The following is a 21259-nucleotide window of genomic DNA, read 5'->3' as shown; positions in this document are numbered from 1 at the left end:
AGATGACGGCAACGGCGCCCCGGCGTTATTTAAAACGTTTCCGCTGATATTATGCGCATGATATTTCTGTCGGCGACGCCGCATATTTAAATGGCGCCGCCGGTTGGTACGGGATAAAAAGGCAAAAATGAAAAAAAAGCCGTTGGCACAATCCATTAACTGGCTGCGCGACACGCCTGACGCCCGGTTGCAGAGGACTCGGTTATGGGCTTGAAAAGAGCTTTCGCCCGCAGCGTGTCTCACCGACAACGCAGCCTGGCTAAAAGCGGTGTCGCCGCCCTGGTATTTTTTACGCTATTCACCGCGGTCACGCTTTCTTTGATCAACCACCAGCGCACGCAATATCAACATAAGGTCGAAGCGCGCACGCAAAAGTTCACGCTGGGTTATATCTCGCATCTGACGGCGGTGATGCGGCAAATGATGCCGCTGCTGGACAAGCCTTGCCTCTCCAGCCAGTCGGATATTACCTACCAGGCGGCCTTTACCAGCGGCGTGCGCACCTTCCTGTTGGTGAAGGACGGCTACGCCTATTGCTCCTCCGCCACGGGCGACATGATGTTGCCGATGAAAAATATCTACCAGGATATCGACTGGGATCTGCCTTTGGATCTCAAGCTGCAGCAGGGTACGCCGATGGTGCCAAATAAACCGGCGGTTGCGGTTTGGCTGCGACATCCCGGCGAAAAGGCCACCGGCATCCTCGCTACGCTGGACATCGATCTGATGCCCTACCTGCTGTTCACCTCGCACGACGAACAGGCGCCGGGCATCGCCATCGTGATGGGCAACCGCGCGCTGACCACTTTCAGCCCGAACCTGATGCCGGTCAATCAGCTACCGAAGGGCAAGGCGGATACCCTGACGCTGCCCAATCTGCCGCTGACCATCCTGTTCTACAACGAGAAACTGACCCCCAACGACATTCGCCTGACGCTGCTGGGCAGCCTGGTGCTGTCATTGATGACCGGCGTACTCTGCTACTACATGCTGCTGCTGCGGCAAAGCCCGGAACGCGCGCTGCTGCGCGGCATCAAGCGCAACGAGTTCTTTATCGAATACCAGCCGGTGTTCCATATCGATAGCAACAGCATCGGCGGGCTGGAAGCGCTGATCCGCTGGCAGCATCCGATCGAGGGCCGCATCCCGCCCGATGTCTTTATCCCCTACGCCGAAAGCAACGGGCTGATCGTGCCGCTTACCCGCCACCTGTTCAGGCTGATCGCCGAAGATGCGCCACAGCTCGCCAAAGCGCTGCCACGGGGAGGTAAAGTCGGCCTCAACATTTCCCCCGCCCACCTTAGCGCACCGTCGTTTCACCAGGACGTGTATGAACTGTTGACGCAGCTGCCGGGCGATTACTTTACGCTGGTGTTTGAAATCACCGAACGCGGCATGGTGGAAGAAGAGAGCGCGCTGACGGAGTTTGACTGGCTGCACAAACAGGGCATCGAGATCGCGGTGGATGATTTTGGCACCGGGCACAGCGCGCTTATTTATCTTGAGCGCTTCACCATGGATTATCTGAAGATTGACCGTGGCTTCGTCAACACCATCGGCCAGGATACGGTCACCGCGCCGGTGCTGGATGCGGTGATCTCGCTGGCGAAAAAGCTGAAAATGCTGACGGTGGCCGAAGGCGTGGAAACCGCCGAGCAGATGCAGTTTCTGCAAGAACACGGCGTCAACTTCATGCAGGGGTACTACTTCAGCAAGCCGCTGAGCATCGATGATTTCGTCGCTTACTGCAATGCTAATCAGGTCTTTGATTATCAGGAAAAAAATAGTTAATCTTTAAGCATCTTTACCCTGCGCCCGTCCGAAGAATGTTATGCTGGGCGCAGGTTGTACTTTATTCCACAGCAGGAGCTTACCGTCTGATGTCCGTGCGCATTTTCGCTGCTCTGGTGCTCTCGGCACTGAGCTTCGGTCTGCGGGCCGAAGCCCTCAACGAAAGCTACGCTTTCGCCCTTCTCGGTGAACCGAAATACGCCACCGACTTCAGCCATTTTGACTACGTCAATCCGGCGGCGCCCAAGGGCGGCGACGTGCGACTGGCGGCCATCGGCACCTACGACAACTTCAACCGCTTCGCTACCCGCGGCGTGCCCGGCGAGCGCACGATGGAGCTGTACGATACGCTGTTCACCAACTCCGACGACGAACCCGGCAGCTATTACCCGCTGATTGCCGAATCGGCCCGTTTCCCGGCCGACATGCGCTGGATGGAATTGGATATCAACGCCCGCGCGCGCTTCCAGGACGGCAGCCCGATCACCGCCGCCGACGTGGCCTTTACCTTCAATAAATTCATGACCGAAGGCGTGCCGCAGTTTCGCTCCTATTACAAAGGCGTCACGGTCAAGGCCATTTCCCGGTTGACGGTGCGCATCGAGCTGCCTAAGGCGAACCGTGAGCAAATCCTCAGCCTGCTCAGCCTGCGCGTATTGCCGGAAAGCTTCTGGAAAAACCATAAGCTCAACGAACCGCTCAGCACCCCGCCGCTCGCCAGCGGCCCGTATAAAATCGGCGATTATCGCCTCGGCCAGTACATCACCTATCAGCGGGTGCGCGACTACTGGGCCGCCAATCTGCCGGTAAACCGCGGCCGCTACAACTTCGACAGCATTCGCTACGATTATTATCTGGACGATAAGGTATCGCTGGAAGCCTTCAAGGCCGGCGCCTACGATTTCCGCATCGAGCCGTCGCCCAAGAGCTGGGCCACCCAATATCAGGGCGGCAACTTCGCGCGCAACTACATCATCAAGCAGGACGAGACCAACCAGGCGGCGCAGAATACCCGCTGGCTGGCGTTCAATCTGCAAAAACCGCTGTTCGCCGATCGTCGGGTACGGGAAGCGATCGGCCTGGCTTTCGATTTTAACTGGATGAACAAGGCGCTGTATTACAACGCCTATCAGCGCGCCGACAGCTATTTCCAAAACACCGCCTACGCCGCCCGCGGCTACCCGGACGCCGCTGAACTGGCCTTGCTGGCACCGCTCAAGGGCCAGATACCGCCGGAGGTATTTACCAGTATCTACCAACCGCCCTCCTCCGACGGTAGCGGCAACGATCGACAAAACTTGCTGAAGGCGACCCAACTGCTGAAAGAAGCCGGTTGGGTGGTCAAAAATCAAAAGCTGGTCAACGCCAAAACCGGCCAGCCGTTCACCTTTGAACTGATGCTGCTGAGCGGCAGCAACTTCCAGTACGTGCTGCCGTTCCGCCACAACCTGCAGCGGTTGGGCATCGAGATGCAAATCCGCGAGATTGACGCCTCGCAGTACACCCGCCGCATGCGCGAGCGCGATTTCGACATGATGTCGACGGTGTATATGGCGATGCCGTTCCCCAGCGCCGATCTGCAAATTCTGTGGGATTCGCAGTACATCGATTCCAGCTATAACACCCCCGGCGTCAAAGATCCGGCGGTCGACAGCCTGGTCAGGCAAATCGCCGCCCATCAGGGCGACGAAAACGCCCTGTTGCCGCTCGGCCGCGCGCTGGACCGGGTGCTGACCTGGAACAACTACATGCTGCCGATGTGGTACTCCAGCCACGATCGCTACGCCTATTGGGACAAGTTCTCCACGCCGTCGGTCCGCCCGGCCTATGCGATCGGCTTCGACAACTGGTGGTACGACGTCAACAAGGCGGCGCGCTTACCGGCTCAGCGGCAATAAGGAGTCGGAATGGCGGCCTATCTGATACGCAGACTGTTACTGGTGATCCCCACGCTGTGGGCGATCATCACCATCAACTTTTTTATCGTGCAAATCGCCCCCGGCGGTCCGGTCGATCAGGCCATCGCCGCCATTGAGCTGGGGCACGGCAGCGGGTTTGGCAGCGGCGGTGTCGGCGAAGGCCTGGGCCACGCCCGGACGGGCATCGCGGCTGGCGACGGCCAATATCGCGGTTCGCGCGGCCTGGATCCGGAGGTGATCGCCGAGATCACTAAGCGTTACGGCTTCGACAAACCGCTGCACGAGCGCTACTTCACCATGCTGTGGAACTATATGCGCTTCGACTTCGGCGACAGCCTGTTTCGCGGCGCTTCGGTGATGCAGCTGATCGGCCAGAGCCTGCCGGTATCCATCACGCTGGGCCTCTGGAGCACGCTGATCATCTATCTGGTGTCGATCCCGCTCGGCATCCGCAAAGCCGTCCACAACGGCAGCGCGTTCGATACCTGGAGCAGCACGCTGATTATCATCGGCTACGCCATTCCGGCTTTTCTGTTCGCCATTCTGATGATCGTGCTGTTCGCCGGCGGCAGCTACCTGGACTGGTTCCCGCTGCGCGGCCTGGTATCGAGCAACTTCGACACCCTCTCATGGCCGGCGAAGATCGCCGACTACCTGTGGCACATCACCCTGCCGGTGCTGGCGACGGTGATCGGCGGTTTCGCCACCCTGACCATGCTGACCAAGAACTCATTCCTCGACGAGATCCGCAAACAGTACGTCACCACCGCCCGCGCCAAGGGGCTGGACGAGAAAAAAATCCTGTACCGCCACGTGTTCCGCAACGCCATGCTGCTGGTGATCGCCGGTTTTCCGGCCACCTTTATCAGCATGTTCTTCACCGGCTCGCTGCTGATTGAAGTGATGTTCTCGCTCAACGGCCTGGGGCTGCTGGGCTACGACGCCACGCTGCAGCGCGACTACCCGGTGATGTTCGGCACGCTGTATATCTTCACCCTGATCGGCCTGCTGTTGAATATCCTCAGCGATATCACCTACACCCTGGTCGATCCGCGCATTGACTTCGAGGCTCGCCAATGAGCCGCCTTAGCCCGATCAACCAGGCGCGCTGGGCGCGTTTTCGCCGCAACCGCCGCGGCTACTGGTCGCTGTGGATCTTTTTGGTGCTGTTCACCCTGAGCCTGGCCGCCGATCTGATCGCCAACGACAAACCGCTGTTGGTGCGTTATGAAGGCCGGTTGTACCTGCCGTTTATGATTAGCTACAGCGAAACCGCCTTCGGCGGCGAACTGAATACCGAAGCCGACTATCAGGATCCGTTCGTGCAGCGGCAGATCGAACGGCACGGCTGGGCGGTCTGGGCACCGATCCGCTTCAGTTACGACACCATCAACTTCGCCACCGAGGTGCCCTTCCCTTCGCCGCCTTCGCGGCACAACCTGCTGGGCACCGACAGCAACGGCGGCGACGTGCTGGCCCGGGTGCTGTACGGTTTTCGCATTTCGATGTTGTTCGGTCTGGCGCTGACGCTGTTTTCCAGCCTGATCGGCGTGTGCGTCGGCGCGACGCAGGGGTATTACGGCGGGCGTTTCGATCTGTGGGGGCAGCGCTTTATCGAAGTGTGGTCGGGCATGCCGACGCTGTTTCTGATCATTCTGCTGTCGAGCATCGTCCAGCCCAATTTCTGGTGGCTGCTCGGCATCACCATCCTGTTCGGCTGGATGAGCCTGGTGGGCGTGGTGCGCGCCGAATTCCTGCGCACCCGCAATTTTGACTATATCCGCGCCGCGCGCGCCATGGGCGTGCCGGATCGGGTAATCATGTCCCGCCATATGCTGCCCAACGCCATGGTGGCGACGCTGACCTTCCTGCCGTTTATCCTCTGCGGCTCGATCACCACCCTGACGTCGCTCGATTTCCTCGGTTTCGGTCTGCCGATAGGCTCGCCGTCGCTCGGCGAATTGCTGCTGCAAGGCAAAAACAATCTGCAGGCGCCGTGGCTCGGCATCACCGCCTTCCTGGTATTGGCAGTGCTGCTGTCGTTATTAATCTTTATCGGCGAAGCGGTGCGCGACGCCTTTGACCCCAGCAAGGCGCATTGATATGGCCACTCCTTTGCTCGCTATTCAGGATCTCAGCATCGCCTTCCGTCAGGGCGACAGCGTCACGCCGGTGGTCAACGAACTCTCGCTGCAAATAGCGCCGGCGGAAACGCTGGCGCTGGTGGGAGAATCCGGCTCCGGCAAAAGCGTCACCGCCCTGTCGATACTGCGTCTGCTGCCCGCGCCGCCGGTGGTTTACCCTGCCGGCGATATTCTGTTCAACGACGAGTCGTTGCTGCATGCGCCGGAGACTGACCTGCGCAAGGTGCGCGGCAATCAGATCGCGATGATCTTTCAGGAACCGATGGTGTCGCTTAACCCACTGCACACCATCGAGAAACAGCTGGCGGAAGTGCTGATGCTGCACCGCGGCCTGCGGCGCGAAGCCGCGCGCGCAGAGATCGTCGAATGCCTGGAGCGCGTCGGCATCCGTCAGGCCAAAAAACGGCTGCAGGATTATCCGCACCAGCTGTCCGGCGGCGAACGCCAGCGGGTAATGATCGCCATGGCGGTGTTGACCCGCCCGAAACTGCTGATCGCCGACGAACCCACCACCGCGCTCGACGTGACTATCCAGGCGCAGATCCTGACGCTGCTGCAAGAATTGAAGCAGGAAATGGGCATGGGGTTGCTGTTCATCACCCATAATCTGAATATCGTGCGCCGCCTGGCGGACAACGTGGCGGTGATGCGCCAGGGGCGCTGCGTAGAGCAAAACGGCCGCGCGCAGCTGTTCAGCCGGCCGCAGCATCCCTACACACAGCAGCTGCTGGCCGCCGAAGACGTCGGTGAGCCGCTGCCGCTGCCCACCGCGCGCCCCGGCGACGAGCGGCCGCTGCTCAAGGTGGAAGATCTGCAGGTGCGCTTCCCCATTCGGCGCGGCCTGCTGCGCCGCACGGTGGATTATCACTATGCGCTGAAATCGTTGAGCTTCGAGCTGCGCGCCGGGGAAAGCGTGGGGCTGGTGGGAGAATCCGGCTCGGGTAAAAGCACCACCGGGCTTGCGTTATTGCGTCTGCTGGCCTCGCAGGGCGCCATCTGGTTCGACGGCGAACCACTGCACCCGCTCACGATGAAGCAGATGCTGCCCTACCGCAGCCGAATGCAAATCGTCTTCCAGGATCCTTATTCCGCCCTGAATCCGCGCCTGAACGTGCAGCAGATCATCGCCGAGGGGCTGGAAGTGCACCAACGGCTTAGCGCCGAGCAGCGGGAGCAGCGCGTGATCGAGGTGTTGCGGGAAGTCGGCCTGGATCCGCAGCTTCGCCACCGCTATCCCACCGAGTTTTCCGGCGGCCAGCGCCAGCGTATCGCCATCGCGCGCGCGCTGATCCTGCAACCGCAGCTGCTGATCCTCGACGAGCCGACCTCTTCACTGGATAAATCGGTGCAGGCGCAGATCCTGACGCTGCTGAAATCGCTGCAGCAACGCCACCGGTTGGCTTATCTGTTCATCAGCCATGACCTGCAGGTGGTGCGTTCGCTATGTCACCAGGTCATCGTACTGCGACAGGGGGAAGTGGTTGAACAGGGAGACTGCCGGGCGATTTTCGCGGCGCCCGCAGCCGACTATACCCGTCAACTGCTGCAGTTGGCGGATTAGCGGCGAATTCAGAAGGGGTATTGCGCGCTGAGCGGTTCGGCGATCGCGGCACCGACGTTTTTCAGGCGGCACATGGTGGCGCTCTCATCGCTGCGCAGCACGAACAGGCAAGGTTCCCCTTCCCATTCGACGATCGCACAGTCGACCTGAATCTCCTGCAGCGACAGATTGAGCTGTTGCATTACCTGCCAGGCCTCGGCCCCTTCATGGCTGAGCAGCTTCAGCCCAATCAGGTTGTTATCTTCGTCTATTCCGTTAAACGGAATCGGTTCGACCTTCACGCCGGTGAAACCGGATAGCCAACGATAACTTTGCGGCAAGCGATGCACTACCGAAAGTTGGATACTCTCCACATGAAATCCCTAGTTTGAAAAGGTGAAACACTTTTACCTGACAGGGTTACTAAGTTATAGCCGTTGACTCCCGACTCTGCCGCGCACAAATGTTATTTAAATGTAAATTTTGCCGCAAGCCATTAACCTGACCCCGTGCTTGCCGATGCCGTGCCACTTTTTGGCGCGCCGTGCGGTGTTATTTCACGGCATTTTGCGACTCAGCTCGCATTTTTGCGTTATATGTAACCCTTTCCCGCAGCGATCTCAACTCTTTTTTCTTGCAATGCGACTACTTTTTCGTCGCCATATTTTTACAATGAAGAAACATCTTACCCGTCACGTTAGCGCCGCCACCGCTGCTAATACTTTGATTTACATCAATCCTAATACAAACCCCCCGCGCGGCTCAGCCGACAGCGCGCCGCGCCTCCCGGGGAATATTGGGCGGCACGGCGGCGGAATTTTTTAACAAAAAGCACACAGGTGAGAAAGCGGTCAATTGATTAGCTTGCGTATATTTAGCAACAAATTTTTCATTGCCGGTTGCACCCTGAAATGGCAGGGCGCAACCCCGTGACGATGCGGAGCGACACGCCCCGAATCGGGAGAACGTCAGGCTGCGCGATCGCGCGGCCGGCTGGCGTAAACATAGAACAGCACCGCCACTATGCTGCACAGCGCCATCGAGGTGACCATTGGCCAAGCGCTTTTGCCCGGCGCCATCGACAGCACCGCCCCCACCAGCGCACCGATGCTGAAGCGCAACGTGCCGGCCAGTGAAGAAGCGGTGCCCGCCATATGCGGAAAATCATCCAGGATCACCGCCATGGCGTTGGAGGAGATCATCGCGATGCACCCCAGATAGACCGCAACGCCGAGCACCAGCGCCCAGAAGCCCAGGCCCACGGTGCTCACCGCCATTAGCCACAGCCCCATCGCCAGCTGTACCAGCAGCCCCAGCTTGAACATCTTGACCGCGCCGAAGCGCCGCACGTTGCGGCTGTTGATCAGCGTCGTCAGGAACAGGAAGACGATGTTCAGCGCAAAATAGTAACCGAAATGCTGCGGCGAAACGTGGTTCAGTTCGATGTAGACGAACGGCCCGGCGCTGAGGAACGAGAACATGCCCGCAAACGAGAAGGCGCTGGCCAACATGTAACTCAGCACCCGCTTATGGCGGAACAGCGAACCGAAGTTGCCCAGCGTGGTGCGCAGGTGGAACCGCTGGCGCCGCTCTTTCGGCAGCGTCTCCTTGATGAACAAGGCCACCAGCAGCGAACCGATCAGCGCCGCGGCGCCCATGGTCCAGAAGATGGCGTGCCAGCTGAACCACAGCAGCAGCGCACCGCCGATCATCGGCGCCAGCAGCGGCGCAATGGTCATCACCAGAATGACGAACGACATCATGCGCGAGAACTCATCCTTGGTGAACATATCGCGCATCAGGGCGTTGATCACCACGCTGGCGGCGGCCGCCGCCAAACCGTGCAGGAAACGCAGCCCGATCAGTTGATCGATCGACTGCGCCATGGCACAGGCGCAGCCGGCGATGGCGAAGATCAGCGTTCCCCACAGGATCACCGGCTTGCGGCCGATGCTGTCCGACATCGGCCCATAGAACAGCTGCCCGAAGGCAAAGCCGAGCATATAGGCGCTGAGCGTCATCTGCACGCTGCCGGACTCGACGCCAAACTGAGCAGCGATCACCGGCATACTGGGCAGGTACATGTCGATGGCCAACGGCATCAACATGGACAACAGGCCCAGAATGAAAATCAAACCGAGATGAGAGGTTCGGTTCTGTTGCACGTTCCACGACTCCTTAATCGGCCGCAATCAATGATCGGTTATCAGTCCTGCAGGTGCGGCGCGCCCACGCTGGCGATCTCTTCTTCTGTCAATGGGCGGTATTCGCCCGGCGCCAGATCGTCATCCAGCACGATGGCGCCGATGCGCTCGCGGTGCAACGCGATCACCCGGTTGCCGACGGCGGCGAACATCCGCTTCACCTGGTGGTAGCGCCCTTCGCTGATGGTCAAGCGCACCACGTGCTCGTCGACCTGCTCCAGCGTCGCCGGCCGCGTCAGATCTTTCTCGTTGTGCAGTTGCACCCCTTCAGCGAAACGCTGCGCGGTGTCTTCCGCCAACGGGTGCTCCAACGTGACCAAATAGGTTTTCTCGCAGTGGTGGCGCGGCGACGTGACACGGTGCGACCATTGACCGTCGTCTGTCATCAGCACCAGCCCGGTGGTGTCGATATCCAACCGCCCGGCGGCGTGCAGCTTGTACGCGACCGGCTCATCGAGGAAATACAGCACCGTCGGATGATCGGGATCGTCGGTAGAGCAGACGTAGCCCTGCGGTTTGTTGAGCATGAAATAACGCGGGCCGTTCTGCTGCTGCAGCGGATTGCCGTCGAACGCCACTTCTTGCTCCGGGGTCAGTTTGACAGCCCCGCTCTTCACTACCTCACCGTCCACGGTGACGCGTTTAGCCCGAAGTTCGCGCGCGACCAGCGCACGGCTGATGCCTAACTGCTGAGATAAAAACTTGTCCAATCGCATGGGATCTGCTTTGCCTGTCGTTGTTATGATCGCATTGATCGTATTGCCAAAATATGACGCCCGCCGTTGCACCGGGTGCAAATAGCAGGTTCAGGGGGGGAATCGCGTGGGGGAACAGCGATTGCTGTCACACAAGTATAGCGACACAACGCGTTGCCCGACAGAGGTAATTTTCACGCTTCTCGCACCGCGCGTGCGCAGAAGGCATAATAGTAGAAATTTTTCGGCCGCCCGGGGCGTAAAATGTCGCTGTTTCTGTGGGAACGGGGGCGACAAGACCTGTACCCGGCGGCCCATTCCACTCTACGGCGTTCATTTTATGGCCTTTACCCTACGCCCCTACCAACTGGAAGCGGTCGAAGCCACCATCAACCATTTCCGGCGGCGTCCCGAACCGGCGCTGATCGTGCTGCCGACCGGCGCCGGCAAAAGCCTGGTGATCGCCGAACTGGCGAAGCGAGCCCGTGGGCGGGTGCTGGTGTTGGCGCACGTCAAGGAACTGGTGGCGCAAAACCACGCCAAATACTGCGCCTACGGCCTGGAGGCGGACATCTTCGCCGCCGGTCTGCAACAAAAAGAGAGCGCCGGCAAAGTGGTGTTCGGCAGCGTGCAGTCGGTGGCGCGCAACCTGCCGCTGTTCGACGGCGCCTTTTCGCTGCTGATCGTCGATGAATGCCACCGCATCAGTGACGACGACGACAGCCAGTACCAACAAATCATCCAGCATTTGCAGAAAACCAACCCGCAGCTGCGGCTGCTGGGGTTGACCGCCACGCCCTATCGTCTGGGCAAGGGCTGGATTTACCAGTATCACTACCACGGTTTTACCCGCGGCGACGGCGCCAGCCTGTTTCGCGACTGCATCTATGAGCTGCCGCTGCGCTATATGATTAAGAACGGCTTCCTGGTGCCGCCTGAGCGGCTGGACATGCCGATTGTACAGTACGATTTCAGCCGGCTGGAGGCCAGAAGCAACGGCCTGTTCAGCGAAGCGGATCTGAACCGCGAGCTGAAGCGGCAAAACCGCGTCACGCCGCACATTATCAGCCAGATTGTGGAGTACGCCGACGATCGCAAAGGGGTAATGATCTTCGCCGCCACCGTCGAGCACGCCCGCGAGATCCACGGCCTGCTGCCGAACGGCGAGGCCGCGCTGGTCAGCGCAGAAACGCCGCCCGCCGAGCGCGATGCGCTGATCGAGGCGTTCAAACAGCAGCAGTTGCGCTATCTGGTCAACGTAGCGGTATTGACCACCGGTTTCGACGCGCCGCACGTCGATCTGATCGCGATCCTGCGCCCGACCGAGTCCGTCAGCCTGTATCAGCAGATCGTCGGCCGCGGGCTGCGGCTGGCGCCCGGCAAGGAGGATTGTCTGATCCTCGACTATGCCGGCAACCCGCACGATCTGTTTACGCCTGAGGTCGGCGTCAGCAAGCCGCACGGCGACAGCCAGCCGGTGCAGGTGTTCTGCCCGGCCTGCGGCTTCGCCAATCTGTTCTGGGGCAAGTGCACCGAGAACGGCGATATCATCGAGCACTACGGCCGCCGCTGTCAGGGCTGGCTGGAAGACGACGACGGCCACCGCGAACAGTGCGATTACCGCTTCCGGTTCAAGAGCTGCCCGCACTGCGGCGCGGAGAACGACATCGCCGCACGCCGCTGCCATCAGTGTCAGGAGGTGCTGGTCGATCCCGATGACATGCTGAAGGCGGCGCTGAAGCTGAAAGACGCGCTGGTGCTGCGCTGCGGCGGCATGGAACTGCAGAGCGGCCGCGATGACAAGGGCGAATGGCTGAAGGCCACCTATTACGACGAGGACGGCACCAGCACCAGCGAGCGCTTCCGCCTGCAGACGCCGGCGCAGCGCAAAGCCTTCGAGATGCTGTTCCTGCGCCCGCACCAGCGCGCGCCGGGCGTGCCGTTCGCCTGGCACACCGCCGCCGACGTGCTGGCGCAACAACAGGCGCTGCGCCATCCGGATTTCGTGGTGGCGCGCAAACGCGGCCAGTTTTGGCAGGTGCGCGAGAAAGTGTTCGATTATCAAGGCCGTTTCCGCCGCGCCAATCAATTGACCTGAGCGAACGGTCCCCAATCTGGACAGGTTTTCGTTGCCCTGCAGGCGGCTTTCCGTTAAAATGCCGCGCGCTTTACCTGGGCCTGCCCAGCGTTAAAGCGGATTCCCGAACTTGCTACTTGGGTCGCCTGTAGCAGGGTAAATTTTCTTTTAAGAGAAAAAACAATGTTCACTATCAATGCAGAAGTACGTAAAGACCAGGGTAAAGGTGCGAGCCGCCGCCTGCGTGCAGCAAACAAATTCCCAGCTATCGTTTACGGTGGCAAAGAAGCTGCAGTTTCCATCGAATTGGACCATGATTCTGTTAAGAACATGGAAGCTAAACCAGAATTCTACAGCGAAGCAGTAACTCTGGTTATCGACGGTAAAGAAACCAAAGTTAAGGTTCAGGCTGTACAGCGTCACCCGTTCAAGCCAAAACTGGCTCACATCGACTTCGTTCGCGTTTAATCGCTACGTTTTCGAACCTTTCGGGACGCCGAAATAAAGAACGCCGCAATTGCGGCGTTTTTTATTGTCTGCGATCCGGCGCGCTTACTTGCCGCTGCCGGTCCGGCGCTGCAGCTGATCGCGCAGGTTCGGCGGCGTGCCTCTGATGGTCAGCGTGTCGGTGGCCGCATCCCAGAAAATGCGCTCGCCCAACAGCATGGCGTCGAAATTCAGGCTGATGCCGCCGCCGCTGCCGGCAAATTTGGTCAGCTGGCGCAGCGTGCCGCGATCCGCCGGGAAGCTTTCCTCCAACTCATACCCTTGCTCGCTGGAGAACTGCATGAAGTCTTTCTCACCGACCGGCGACAGCTCCTGCGACAGGGCCTGCAGTTCAATCTCTTCGCCCGCCTGCAGCTGTTCGTTGCAGTAGCTGTACACCTGTTGGCGCACCGACTGGCGCTCGTTCTTGTCCAACTGCGCATCGGCGCAGTAGTCGTCCACCGCCTGCAGCAGCCCGCGGTTTTGCGCCTTGGTGTCCAACCCTTCGGACGCCGCCAGGAAATCCATGAAGAAGTCGGCGACCTTGCGGCCTACGCGCCCGCGCAGGAAGGTCAGATAGCGGGTCGATTCCGGGTTGGTTTCCCATTCGGTCAGATCGATGCGCGCGACGATATCGGCGTTGTTGATGTCCAGATAGTGCGTGGTGTTGATATCCAGCTCTTCGTTGACGCGCATGCTGTTACGGCTGTTCAGCACCGCGATCAGCAAGTACTCCACCGCCAGATAACGGTATTGGCCGAACAGCACCACGCCGCCTTCGGCAAACGGATACTTCGCCAGTTCGTCGCGCAGGCGGCCGGTCGCCGCGCGGCTGAAGGCCAGAAAGTCCTTATCGTCCTTGCGGCAAGTGCGCAGCGCTTCCGCCAGTTCGCTGCCTTCGTTGAACAGGCCCAAGGCCTTGCTCTTGGCGCTGTAGACGCGATGCAGTTCCGTCATCATTTCTTCCACCGCCGCGTTGGTGGGAAGCAAGGTATCGCGCAACACCACGTCCAGCGTTTGCTCGTCGCGTTTCACCAATTGGTGCAGAGCGATCTGGTCGATATCCAGACTCATGATAAATCCTCCTGTTCTTTAGGCGCGTATTCAAACACTGAAGACCCCGCCCTGCAATACTAAAAAGCTGCGGCCAACCGGAAAGGCGCAGCGGGGCCCCGCCCCGGCGCGGGCGAACAATTTCCCGAATGACAGGAAGTGATAAAAGAGCGGAAAATCACTGCCCTATACGGTAAGATAGGGCACTTTGCAGATTACTAAGCGCAATTTTATGCCACAATCATCCCGTTACAGTGACGAACACGTTGAACAACTGCTCTCAGAGCTGGTCAATGTTCTGGAAAAACACCATACCCCCACCGATCTTTCCCTGATGGTGCTGGGCAACATGGTCACTAATTTGATCAACACCAGCGTTGCCCCCGCGCAGCGGAAAACCCTGGCGAGATCGTTCGCGGAAGCCTTGCAGGCTTCTGTCCGTGAAGATAAAGCACATTAATATTGACTTATGGTGACAAACCGTCAGCGTTATCGTGAAAAAGTCTCCCAGATGATCAGCTGGGGGCACTGGTTCGCCTTATTCAACATCCTGCTCGCCCTTGGGCTGGGCAGCCGCTACCTGTTTGTCACCGACTGGCCCGCATCCCTGCTGGGCCGGGTCTATGCCTTTGTCAGCCTGCTGGGGCATTTCAGCTTTATCGTGTTCGCCGGCTATTTGCTGGTGATCTTCCCGCTCACCTTCGTGGTGATGTCGCAGCGGCTGCTGCGATTTATTTCCGCCGCGTTGGCCACCATCGGGCTCACGCTGTTGCTGGTCGACAGCGAAGTGTTCTCCCATTTCCACCTGCACCTCAATCCGGTGGTGTGGGATCTGGTGGTCAACCCGGATCAAAGCGAGCTTTCGCGCGACTGGCAGCTGATGTTTATCTGCGTGCCGGTGATCTTCCTGGTGGAGATGCTGTTCGGCACCTGGAGCTGGCAGAAGCTGCGCAGCCTGAACCGCCGCCGCTTCGGCAAGCCGCTGGCGGCGCTGTTTATCAGCGCCTTTTTCGCGTCGCACCTGATTTATATCTGGGCCGACGCCAACTTCTATCGCCCGATCACCATGCAGCGAGCCAACCTGCCGCTCTCGTACCCGATGACCGCGCGCAAGTTCCTCGAGAAACACGGCCTGCTCGACCAGCAAGAGTATGAGCGCCGTCTGGTGCAACAGGGCAACCCGGAAGCGGTGTCGGTAGAGTATCCGCTCAGCAATCTCAGCTACGGCGATAAAGGCAGCGACTATAACCTGCTGATGATCGTAGTGGACGGCATTCGCGCCAAAGACGTGGCGCAGGACATGCCAACCCTGACCCGCTTCGCCCAGGAAAACGTGCGTTTCAGCGATCACTACAGTTCGGGCAACCATGCCGATACCGGGCTGTTCGGCCTGTTCTACGGCATTTCCCCGACCTATCTGGACAGCGTGCTCGCCGGCCGTAAGCCGTCGGCACTGATCAATGCGCTCGGCGATCGGGGCTACCAGCTGGGGCTGTTCTCCTCCGATGGCTTCAATGCCAGCCTGTACCGCCAGGCTCTGTTGACCGACTTCTCGCTGCCGACGCCGGCGCCGCAAAGCGACGCCCAAACCACCCAGCAATGGCAACGTTGGTTGGCAGACCAGGGTAGCAAAGAGCCGTGGTTCTCCTATATCAACTTCAGCGGCGCCGAGCCGACCGAAGGCGACAAAAAACCGGTTCCGGCCGACTTTATTCGGCGCTACCGCACCGGCGCGCAAGATGTGGATGCCCAGATAGGCCAGGTGCTGGACACGCTGAAACAGCGCGGCCTGCTGGATAAAACCGTGGTGGTGATCACCGCCGAGCACGGCGTCGAGTTCAACGACAGCGGCAAAGGCCAATGGGGCGCCGGCACCGCCTTCAACCAGGCGCAACTGCAGGTGCCGTTGGTGATCCACTGGCCGGGCACCCCGGCGCAGACCATCAGCAAGCTGACCGGCCATAACGACGTCATGCGCACCTTAATGCAACGCCTGCTGCACGTGCAAACCGCGCCGAAAGACTATTCGCAAGGCGAGGATCTGTTCACCGCCCAGCGCCGCAACAACTGGATCGCCACCGGCGATGGCAACCAGCTGGTGATCACCACGCCGACACAAACGCTGATGCTGGACAACAGCGGCAACTATCGCGTCTACGATCAGAACGGCGATGAGATAAAAGACGAGAAACCGCAGCTTGCTCTGCTGTTGCAGGTGTTGACCGATGTAAAACGCTTTATCGCCAACTAACTGCTTAAAACTAAAGCAATCAAGTGGCGAGGCGCTTGCATTAACATCGGGAATCGGTAGTATGATTTTTCATAGCGTCGGCATGTAGCGCAGCCTGGTAGCGCACCGTCATGGGGTGTCGGGGGTCGGAGGTTCGAATCCTCTCATGCCGACCAAATTTAAGAAAACCTGCTGTTACAGCAGGTTTTTTTCGTCTGCCGTTTACGCGGAAAGTTTGACGATCGCCGCCGGAATACCCTGACGCACCGCCGCACCGGTCACCCAATCCAGCCAGGTATTCGGCACTTCGCGCGTCGGATCGGCAAACCCCAGATCGTTGAGGTTGATGCCGGCGGCGATGCGCTCATCCATCGCCAGCGGTTCGCCATCCAGGTAGTGCTGGCTGGCCCCCATCTCCCGGTGGCCGTAGCCGTGTTCCACCGCGATCACGCCGGGCATCACCCCCGCCAGCAAGCTGATCTGCGCCTCGCGGCTGCCGCCCGGCGTGCTGATGCGCACCCAATCACCGTGTTGAATACCGAAACGCGCCCCGTCCGCCGGGTTCAAGGCCACCAGGTTCACCGGCTTCACGTCGTGCAGGCGCCGGATCACCGCGGTGGAGCTGCTCATCACATTCGATTTGAAGGACATCAGGCGCAGCGGCCACTGCCGTTCTGGGTAGAGCGCTTCCACCGCGCGGCCGTCCGACAAACGCGCCGGGTAGCAGGTGGGACAGCCGCTGAAACGCTCGCCGGTGATCGCATGCCGGTGCTTCGCCACTTCCGCATTCCAGATCTGCAGCGGTTTCTCCCAGCGGTTGCCCACGCTGCCGTCGCGGCGGCCGCTGTCGTGATCGGCGAAGCGGCCGCCGCGGCTGTAGATAAACGCCACGCGGTCGATCTCATCGGCGCGCAGCGTCTGCGCCAGCTGCGGCAGCAAGCGATCGACACCGCTCAGCGCCAGTTCGTCCGCCCTCGCGGCCGGCACCGGCGCCTTGCCGGCAAACGCCACGTTGGCGGCGGCGCGCAGATAATAATCCTCGGCACGGTTGAGCGGCAGCAGCCCGCCCTGGCCGTCGCCGATAGCGCGATCGCCGAACCCCGGCAATGCCAGGCGTTTGGCGATGGCAATGCAAAACGACTCCATGGAAATCGGCTGCCCTTGCGCCGTTTGCGCAGTCGCCGGCGTCACTATCGGCCAGCGCGCGGTGGTGGTCTTACTGGCGACGCCGCCCCAGGGGGCGCTGAACCCCCAACTCTCAAAATTATGGGTGTCCGGGACGATATAGTCGGCCAACGCCGTCGTTTCGTTGATAAACGCATCGATAGCGATAAACAGCGGCAAACGCGCCGGATCTTTCAATCGTTCCTCCGCCACGCCGCGCAACCCGGCGATGCCGTACAAGGGGTTGGTCATGTTCGAGATCCAGGCTTTCAGCCCGTACGGGTACCCTGCCAGCGCCGAGGTCAGCAGCTCGGTCAACTGCCCGGCGACGAACGGATACCAGGGCGCTTTGGCCGGCCAGGGCGAAATGCCCGCTGCCGCTTTTTCGCGGTATTCGTCGGAGGTTTCATAGGCGGCCCTGCTGCGCGCGATATTCAGCCCTTTCGGTTTTACCAGGCCAGGAAACTCGACCAGGTTATAGCGCGGCCCCTCGGCGAAGCCGTTGAATTTACCGCCGCCGACGAACACGCCCCCCGCCAGGCTCAGGTTGCCGATCAGCACGTTAAGCATCATCACCGCCCAGGTATTGTAAAACCCGTTCGCCGCCATCATCCCGCCATGGGCGATCACTGCCGCCTTGCGCCCGTGGGCGGTAAAGGCCTCGGCCAGTGCCGCGATGCGTGCCACCGGCACACCGCATTGCCGGCTGTACGCCTCCGGCGACAGCTTGTCGGCGGCCTCTTTCAAACACTGGAAGCCGCTTTTCACCTCCACCTGCGCGCCATCGTACAGCGTCACCGTACGGGTTACCCACAGCTCGGCGTTGTCGCACGTCTCGGCCGCCACCAGCTCACCCGCGCCGTTGACCACCAGCGGCGACGCCGACCCGGCGCCGTTGAGATCGGCCAGCGTCAGGTGCTGCCCCGCGCGCGGATGCTCGCTCTCGGCGATCACCAGATGCGTGGCATTGGTCCAGCTCTTCTCGCCGGCGCATTGCATGGCGGCCTCCGACGGGATGGCGAGATAATCGGCCTGATAACGCCGGTGGTCGAGGATCCAACGGATCATCGCCATCGCCAGCGCCGAGTCGGTACCCGGCAATATCGGGACCCAATGGCCATGATCGTCCGCCAACGTGGTGGTCAGCGGCAGCGCCGGCGCCACCACCGCATAACGGAATTCGCTGCGCAATCTGGCGCTGGCCAATTGCCGGGCCTGGCGCTTGAACGGGTTGCCGGACTGCGCCGGTGAGGTCCCCATAAACAGCGCGAATTCGACCTGTTCCCAGTCCGGTTTCACGTGCGGGTTCTTGTCCAGATCGTTCATCAACGCGCCGGAACCGGCACGGTAGGCCAGCCCGCAGTAAGCGCCGTGCGCGCCGAAGTTTTTGCTGCCGAAACTGTTCTGGGCGAAGCGCCGCAGGAAGCTATCGCGCCCATCGTCACCGGCGTTGGTCACCAGCAGCTGATTGGCTTTCGGCCCCAGCCCCGGCTGTCGGGCATCGATCGGCGTCTCCAGATCGCGGATCGCCCGCAGGCCGTCCACATGCCCCTCGCCGAACAGATCGCCGCCTTCCACCACTTCAGCGATCAACTGCTCGAAGCTGATGCGCTGCCACTTGCCCTCGCCGCGTTTGCCGACGCGCTTCATCGGCTCCAGCACGCGCAGCGGGCTGTAAAGCCCCTCCAGCAGCGTGGCGCCGCGTGCGCAGGCAGTGGAGCGGGCATCGAGGCCGCGTTCGCCACCCAACTGCGCCAACGCGTCCTGCAGCGGCAACGCAGAGTCGACGTGCCGTTCCTGAGACAGCGGATGATAAGGGTTGCCGGCAATGCGCAATACCCGGTCGGTCTGCCTGTCCACCCGTACCCGCACGCCGCATTGCGTCCAGCAGCCGAAACACTGGGTCATCGAGATGGCCTGTTGCGGATTGCCTTGCCATTCCGGCATTGCCCGCCCTTCGGGCGGCAGGGAGTTGCCGTTGATGCGATCCAAAGTCACCCGCCCTGAGGTGCCGTGAATCAAGCCGTCGATCGCCCGTTTGGCGACTTCGCGATAGCTCAGGCCGAAAGCGGACAATCCGCCGAAGGCCAGGCCCACTTTCAACCACTGACGCCGGGTGAGTTTAGCCATGTTGTTTTCTCCGCAGTAAAAACGCCTGTGCTTCACGCACCATGATCATTAACGCCAGCCACAAGCCGAAGGTGCCGACGATCGCCAGCAAACCGTCGGTGCCGAGCGGCAGGCTATAAGAGGAGTTAGACGCGCTGTATTTCGGGATGGTTTGTACTTCGATCAACAGCGTCCAGCGCATCAGCCAGCTCAGCACCAGAGCACCGGCCACCAGCAGCGGCGCACCGCCGCGCGGCAAGCGCCGATAGCCGGCCCAGGCGGCGCACGCCAGCGTCAGCCCCCACAGCGCAATCCATCCTGCGGCATACCGGCGCGCCATCGCCTGCGTCTGCAGCCAGTGGCGTACCGCCGCGCCGGATAACGTATCGCCGCATACCCACAGCAGGATCGCCCCGCCGAGCAGCAGCAGTGTCAGCAATATCCCGCGCGCCAGCGGCGCCTGCAGACCGGGCCGTTCGCGCATCGCCAGCAGCAGCAAAGCCAAGAGCGCCTGCAGCGCGCTGAGGAACATCACGATCGGAAACCCGTAGCTGAACCAGATTGGGCGGGCGCGCACGATGGAAACCTCTCGCCCGGTGTACAACAGCAGGCCGATAGCCACCAGCGCGCAGGCGGGCGCTATCCCACGCAACAGCGCAACCGGTCTGCCCGTCAGCCGCGTAAATTCAATCGCGATAAACCACAGGCCGATCAGCAGGGTAAACAGCGGCAAGAACAGCGCGCCCCACGGCATCCACGACCAGGGCGTCGGGTAGGCGTAGAAATGCCAGAAACGGGCGGTTTGATGCAGGTCGGCGGTCAACGCCAGCGGCGCGGTAATGGCGCACGTCAGCCCGATAAACAGCGCCATGCGCTCCAGATGCGCGGCGTTATCTCCACCGCGCCAGCGCCACACGCAGGCCAGCAGCGCGGCGCAGGCGGCGATGCCGATAAAGAAGAAATATTGTACGGCCCACGGCAGCCAGCTCACCGCCTGCGGCTGGCTCAGCACTTCTGCGATCATCAGTTGGCGGCTCATCGTCTTTCTCCCCATAAGGCGACTTGCGCCCGCCCCGGCAGCGGCGTGACGAAGGCGTCATCCAGCCCCAGATAGAACACGTGGGGCGCGGTTTGGTTCTCCGGCTTGAGGACTTTTATCTCGGCCTCGTGGCGCCGCAGCAGCTTGCTCAGCGTGCTGTGCGGATCGCGCATATCGCCGATGATCCGCGCCCCTCCCACGCACGACTCCACGCATGCCGGCAACAATCCCGCCTCCAGCCGGTGCACGCAAAAGGTGCATTTGTCCGCCGTTTGGGTTGTGTGATTGATAAAACGGGCATCGTACGGACAGGTCTGTACGCAATAGGCGCAACCCACGCAGCGTTTGTTGTCGACCACCACGATCCCGTCCTCGCGCTGGAAGGTAGCCTGCACCGGGCACACCGGCACGCAGGGCGGGTTGTCGCAGTGATTGCACAGCCTGGGCAACAGCACGTTGGTCGCAGCGGCTTCGCCTTCGAGGCTGACCTGATACTGGTTTACCGTGGTACGAAACTCCCCGTGCGGCGTCTGGTTTTCAATGGCGCAGCTCACGGTACAAGCCTGGCACCCTACGCAGCGCCGCAGGTCGATCAGCATCGCGTAACGGCGGCTCGCATCCCCCTCGCGCCGCGTCGGTGCTAACGTCAGCCCGGCCTCCGCCACGGAGATCAGCGAAGCCCCCGCCGTCAACACGCCCAGCCGCTGTAAAAACTGCCGTTTACCGAAATCCATGCGCCTCTCCCACGTCCTGGGCATCACTCCGATCACGCTATTGATGCCCGTTAGATGAATAAACAATGTCGATG

The 21259-nt window shown here is 60.8% G+C and carries 16 protein-coding genes and 1 tRNA gene; 10 read left to right on the top strand and 7 right to left on the bottom strand.

All coding sequences use genetic code 11. The features are described 5' to 3' along the window. Nucleotides 1-204 precede the first annotated feature (204 nt). From L085_RS11970 to yejF, 5 genes are all read left to right on the top strand, one after another. Entirely contained in the window at nt 205-1791 is a 1587-nt protein-coding gene (locus L085_RS11970; RefSeq protein ID WP_044030822.1) for a cyclic di-GMP phosphodiesterase, read from the top strand. Between the two features lie 89 nt (nt 1792-1880). Continuing rightward, on the top strand, nt 1881-3689 hold the full coding sequence (locus tag L085_RS11965) for an extracellular solute-binding protein (protein WP_021505924.1): 1809 nt from the start codon (nt 1881-1883) through the stop codon (nt 3687-3689). Nucleotides 3690-3698: 9 nt separating this feature from the next. Beyond that, nucleotides 3699-4790 carry a microcin C ABC transporter permease YejB gene (locus tag L085_RS11960; RefSeq protein ID WP_004935753.1) on the top strand — a complete coding sequence of 364 codons (1092 nt, stop codon included), beginning with the start codon at nt 3699-3701 and terminating at the stop codon, nt 4788-4790. After that, nucleotides 4787-5812, top strand: a complete 1026-nt coding sequence (locus L085_RS11955) for a microcin C ABC transporter permease (RefSeq protein ID WP_015378535.1) — start codon at nt 4787-4789, stop codon at nt 5810-5812. Before L085_RS11960 ends, L085_RS11955 begins: the two co-directional genes overlap by 4 nt. Nucleotide 5813: 1 nt before the next feature. Further along, nucleotides 5814-7415, top strand: coding sequence for a microcin C ABC transporter ATP-binding protein YejF (gene yejF / locus L085_RS11950; RefSeq protein WP_044030821.1), 1602 nt, complete (start codon nt 5814-5816; stop codon nt 7413-7415). 8 nt (nt 7416-7423) lie between these two features. Here the strand turns inward: yejF and L085_RS11945 are convergent, their stop codons facing one another. The 3 genes from L085_RS11945 to rsuA all read right to left on the bottom strand — a co-directional run bounded on the left by L085_RS11945 (nt 7424) and on the right by rsuA (nt 10314). Further along, nucleotides 7424-7768 (bottom strand): YejG family protein, encoded by a 345-nt coding sequence (locus L085_RS11945; RefSeq protein ID WP_044030820.1) that lies wholly within the window; start codon nt 7766-7768, stop codon nt 7424-7426. Nucleotides 7769-8362: 594 nt separating this feature from the next. Next, complete coding sequence (locus L085_RS11940; RefSeq protein ID WP_044030819.1) at nt 8363-9559, bottom strand: Bcr/CflA family multidrug efflux MFS transporter; 1197 nt, start codon at nt 9557-9559, stop codon at nt 8363-8365. 41 nt (nt 9560-9600) lie between these two features. Further along, on the bottom strand, nt 9601-10314 hold the full coding sequence (gene rsuA, locus L085_RS11935) for a 16S rRNA pseudouridine(516) synthase RsuA (protein ID WP_004935770.1): 714 nt from the start codon (nt 10312-10314) through the stop codon (nt 9601-9603). A 319-nt stretch (nt 10315-10633) separates the two neighbouring features. Here rsuA and L085_RS11930 point away from each other — a divergent pair, with 319 nt between their 5' ends. Together L085_RS11930 and rplY are read left to right on the top strand one after the other, a co-directional pair. Further along, nucleotides 10634-12391 (top strand): DEAD/DEAH box helicase, encoded by a 1758-nt coding sequence (locus L085_RS11930; RefSeq protein WP_004935773.1) that lies wholly within the window; start codon nt 10634-10636, stop codon nt 12389-12391. Between the two features lie 162 nt (nt 12392-12553). Beyond that, nucleotides 12554-12838, top strand: coding sequence for a 50S ribosomal protein L25 (gene rplY, locus L085_RS11925; protein ID WP_004935776.1), 285 nt, complete (start codon nt 12554-12556; stop codon nt 12836-12838). An 84-nt stretch (nt 12839-12922) separates the two neighbouring features. Here the strand turns inward: rplY and yejK are convergent, their stop codons facing one another. Continuing rightward, complete coding sequence (gene yejK / locus L085_RS11920; protein WP_004935779.1) at nt 12923-13930, bottom strand: nucleoid-associated protein YejK; 1008 nt, start codon at nt 13928-13930, stop codon at nt 12923-12925. A gap of 211 nt (nt 13931-14141) precedes the next feature. Between yejK and L085_RS11915 the strand changes: the two genes are divergently transcribed. From L085_RS11915 to L085_RS11905, 3 genes are all read left to right on the top strand, one after another. Then, on the top strand, nt 14142-14369 hold the full coding sequence (locus L085_RS11915; protein WP_004935782.1) for a YejL family protein: 228 nt from the start codon (nt 14142-14144) through the stop codon (nt 14367-14369). Between the two features lie 9 nt (nt 14370-14378). Beyond that, nucleotides 14379-16160 (top strand): LPS biosynthesis-modulating metalloenzyme YejM, encoded by a 1782-nt coding sequence (yejM, locus tag L085_RS11910; protein WP_044030818.1) that lies wholly within the window; start codon nt 14379-14381, stop codon nt 16158-16160. 78 nt (nt 16161-16238) lie between these two features. Continuing rightward, nucleotides 16239-16315, top strand: a tRNA-Pro gene (locus tag L085_RS11905). Nucleotides 16316-16361: 46 nt separating this feature from the next. Here L085_RS11905 and ttrA read toward each other — a convergent pair. Genes ttrA through ttrB form a run of 3 tightly spaced genes read right to left on the bottom strand, consistent with a single transcriptional unit; the run spans nt 16362 to nt 21185 of the window. Beyond that, on the bottom strand, nt 16362-19433 hold the full coding sequence (gene ttrA, locus L085_RS11900) for a tetrathionate reductase subunit TtrA (protein WP_044030817.1): 3072 nt from the start codon (nt 19431-19433) through the stop codon (nt 16362-16364). After that, complete coding sequence (ttrC, locus tag L085_RS11895; RefSeq protein ID WP_044030816.1) at nt 19426-20451, bottom strand: tetrathionate reductase subunit TtrC; 1026 nt, start codon at nt 20449-20451, stop codon at nt 19426-19428. The genes ttrA and ttrC overlap by 8 nt, the downstream gene beginning before the upstream one ends. Next, a complete protein-coding gene (ttrB, locus tag L085_RS11890; RefSeq protein ID WP_044030815.1) occupies nt 20448-21185 on the bottom strand; it encodes a tetrathionate reductase subunit TtrB in 738 nt (245 codons plus the stop codon). The genes ttrC and ttrB overlap by 4 nt, the downstream gene beginning before the upstream one ends. Nucleotides 21186-21259 lie beyond the last annotated feature (74 nt).

It is taken from the genome of Serratia sp. FS14, assembly GCF_000695995.1.
In the GTDB taxonomy this organism is placed as follows: Bacteria; Pseudomonadota; Gammaproteobacteria; order Enterobacterales; family Enterobacteriaceae; genus Serratia; species Serratia nematodiphila.
This window is presented reverse-complemented; position numbering and strand designations above follow the sequence as displayed.

Bases quoted from the DNA above. Each gene is read 5' to 3' on its own strand.
- L085_RS11970 (WP_044030822.1), top strand. From the start codon at position 205: ATGGGCTTGAAAAGAGCTTTCGCCCGCAGCGTGTCTCACCGACAACGC.
- L085_RS11965 (WP_021505924.1), top strand. From the start codon at position 1,881: ATGTCCGTGCGCATTTTCGCTGCTCTGGTGCTCTCGGCACTGAGCTTC.
- L085_RS11960 (WP_004935753.1), top strand. From the start codon at position 3,699: ATGGCGGCCTATCTGATACGCAGACTGTTACTGGTGATCCCCACGCTG.
- L085_RS11955 (WP_015378535.1), top strand. From the start codon at position 4,787: ATGAGCCGCCTTAGCCCGATCAACCAGGCGCGCTGGGCGCGTTTTCGC.
- yejF (WP_044030821.1), top strand. From the start codon at position 5,814: ATGGCCACTCCTTTGCTCGCTATTCAGGATCTCAGCATCGCCTTCCGT.
- rsuA (WP_004935770.1), bottom strand. From the start codon at position 10,314: ATGCGATTGGACAAGTTTTTATCTCAGCAGTTAGGCATCAGCCGTGCG.
- L085_RS11930 (WP_004935773.1), top strand. From the start codon at position 10,634: ATGGCCTTTACCCTACGCCCCTACCAACTGGAAGCGGTCGAAGCCACC.
- rplY (WP_004935776.1), top strand. From the start codon at position 12,554: ATGTTCACTATCAATGCAGAAGTACGTAAAGACCAGGGTAAAGGTGCG.
- yejK (WP_004935779.1), bottom strand. From the start codon at position 13,930: ATGAGTCTGGATATCGACCAGATCGCTCTGCACCAATTGGTGAAACGC.
- L085_RS11915 (WP_004935782.1), top strand. From the start codon at position 14,142: ATGCCACAATCATCCCGTTACAGTGACGAACACGTTGAACAACTGCTC.
- yejM (WP_044030818.1), top strand. From the start codon at position 14,379: ATGGTGACAAACCGTCAGCGTTATCGTGAAAAAGTCTCCCAGATGATC.
- ttrA (WP_044030817.1), bottom strand. From the start codon at position 19,433: ATGGCTAAACTCACCCGGCGTCAGTGGTTGAAAGTGGGCCTGGCCTTC.
- ttrC (WP_044030816.1), bottom strand. From the start codon at position 20,451: ATGAGCCGCCAACTGATGATCGCAGAAGTGCTGAGCCAGCCGCAGGCG.
- ttrB (WP_044030815.1), bottom strand. From the start codon at position 21,185: ATGGATTTCGGTAAACGGCAGTTTTTACAGCGGCTGGGCGTGTTGACG.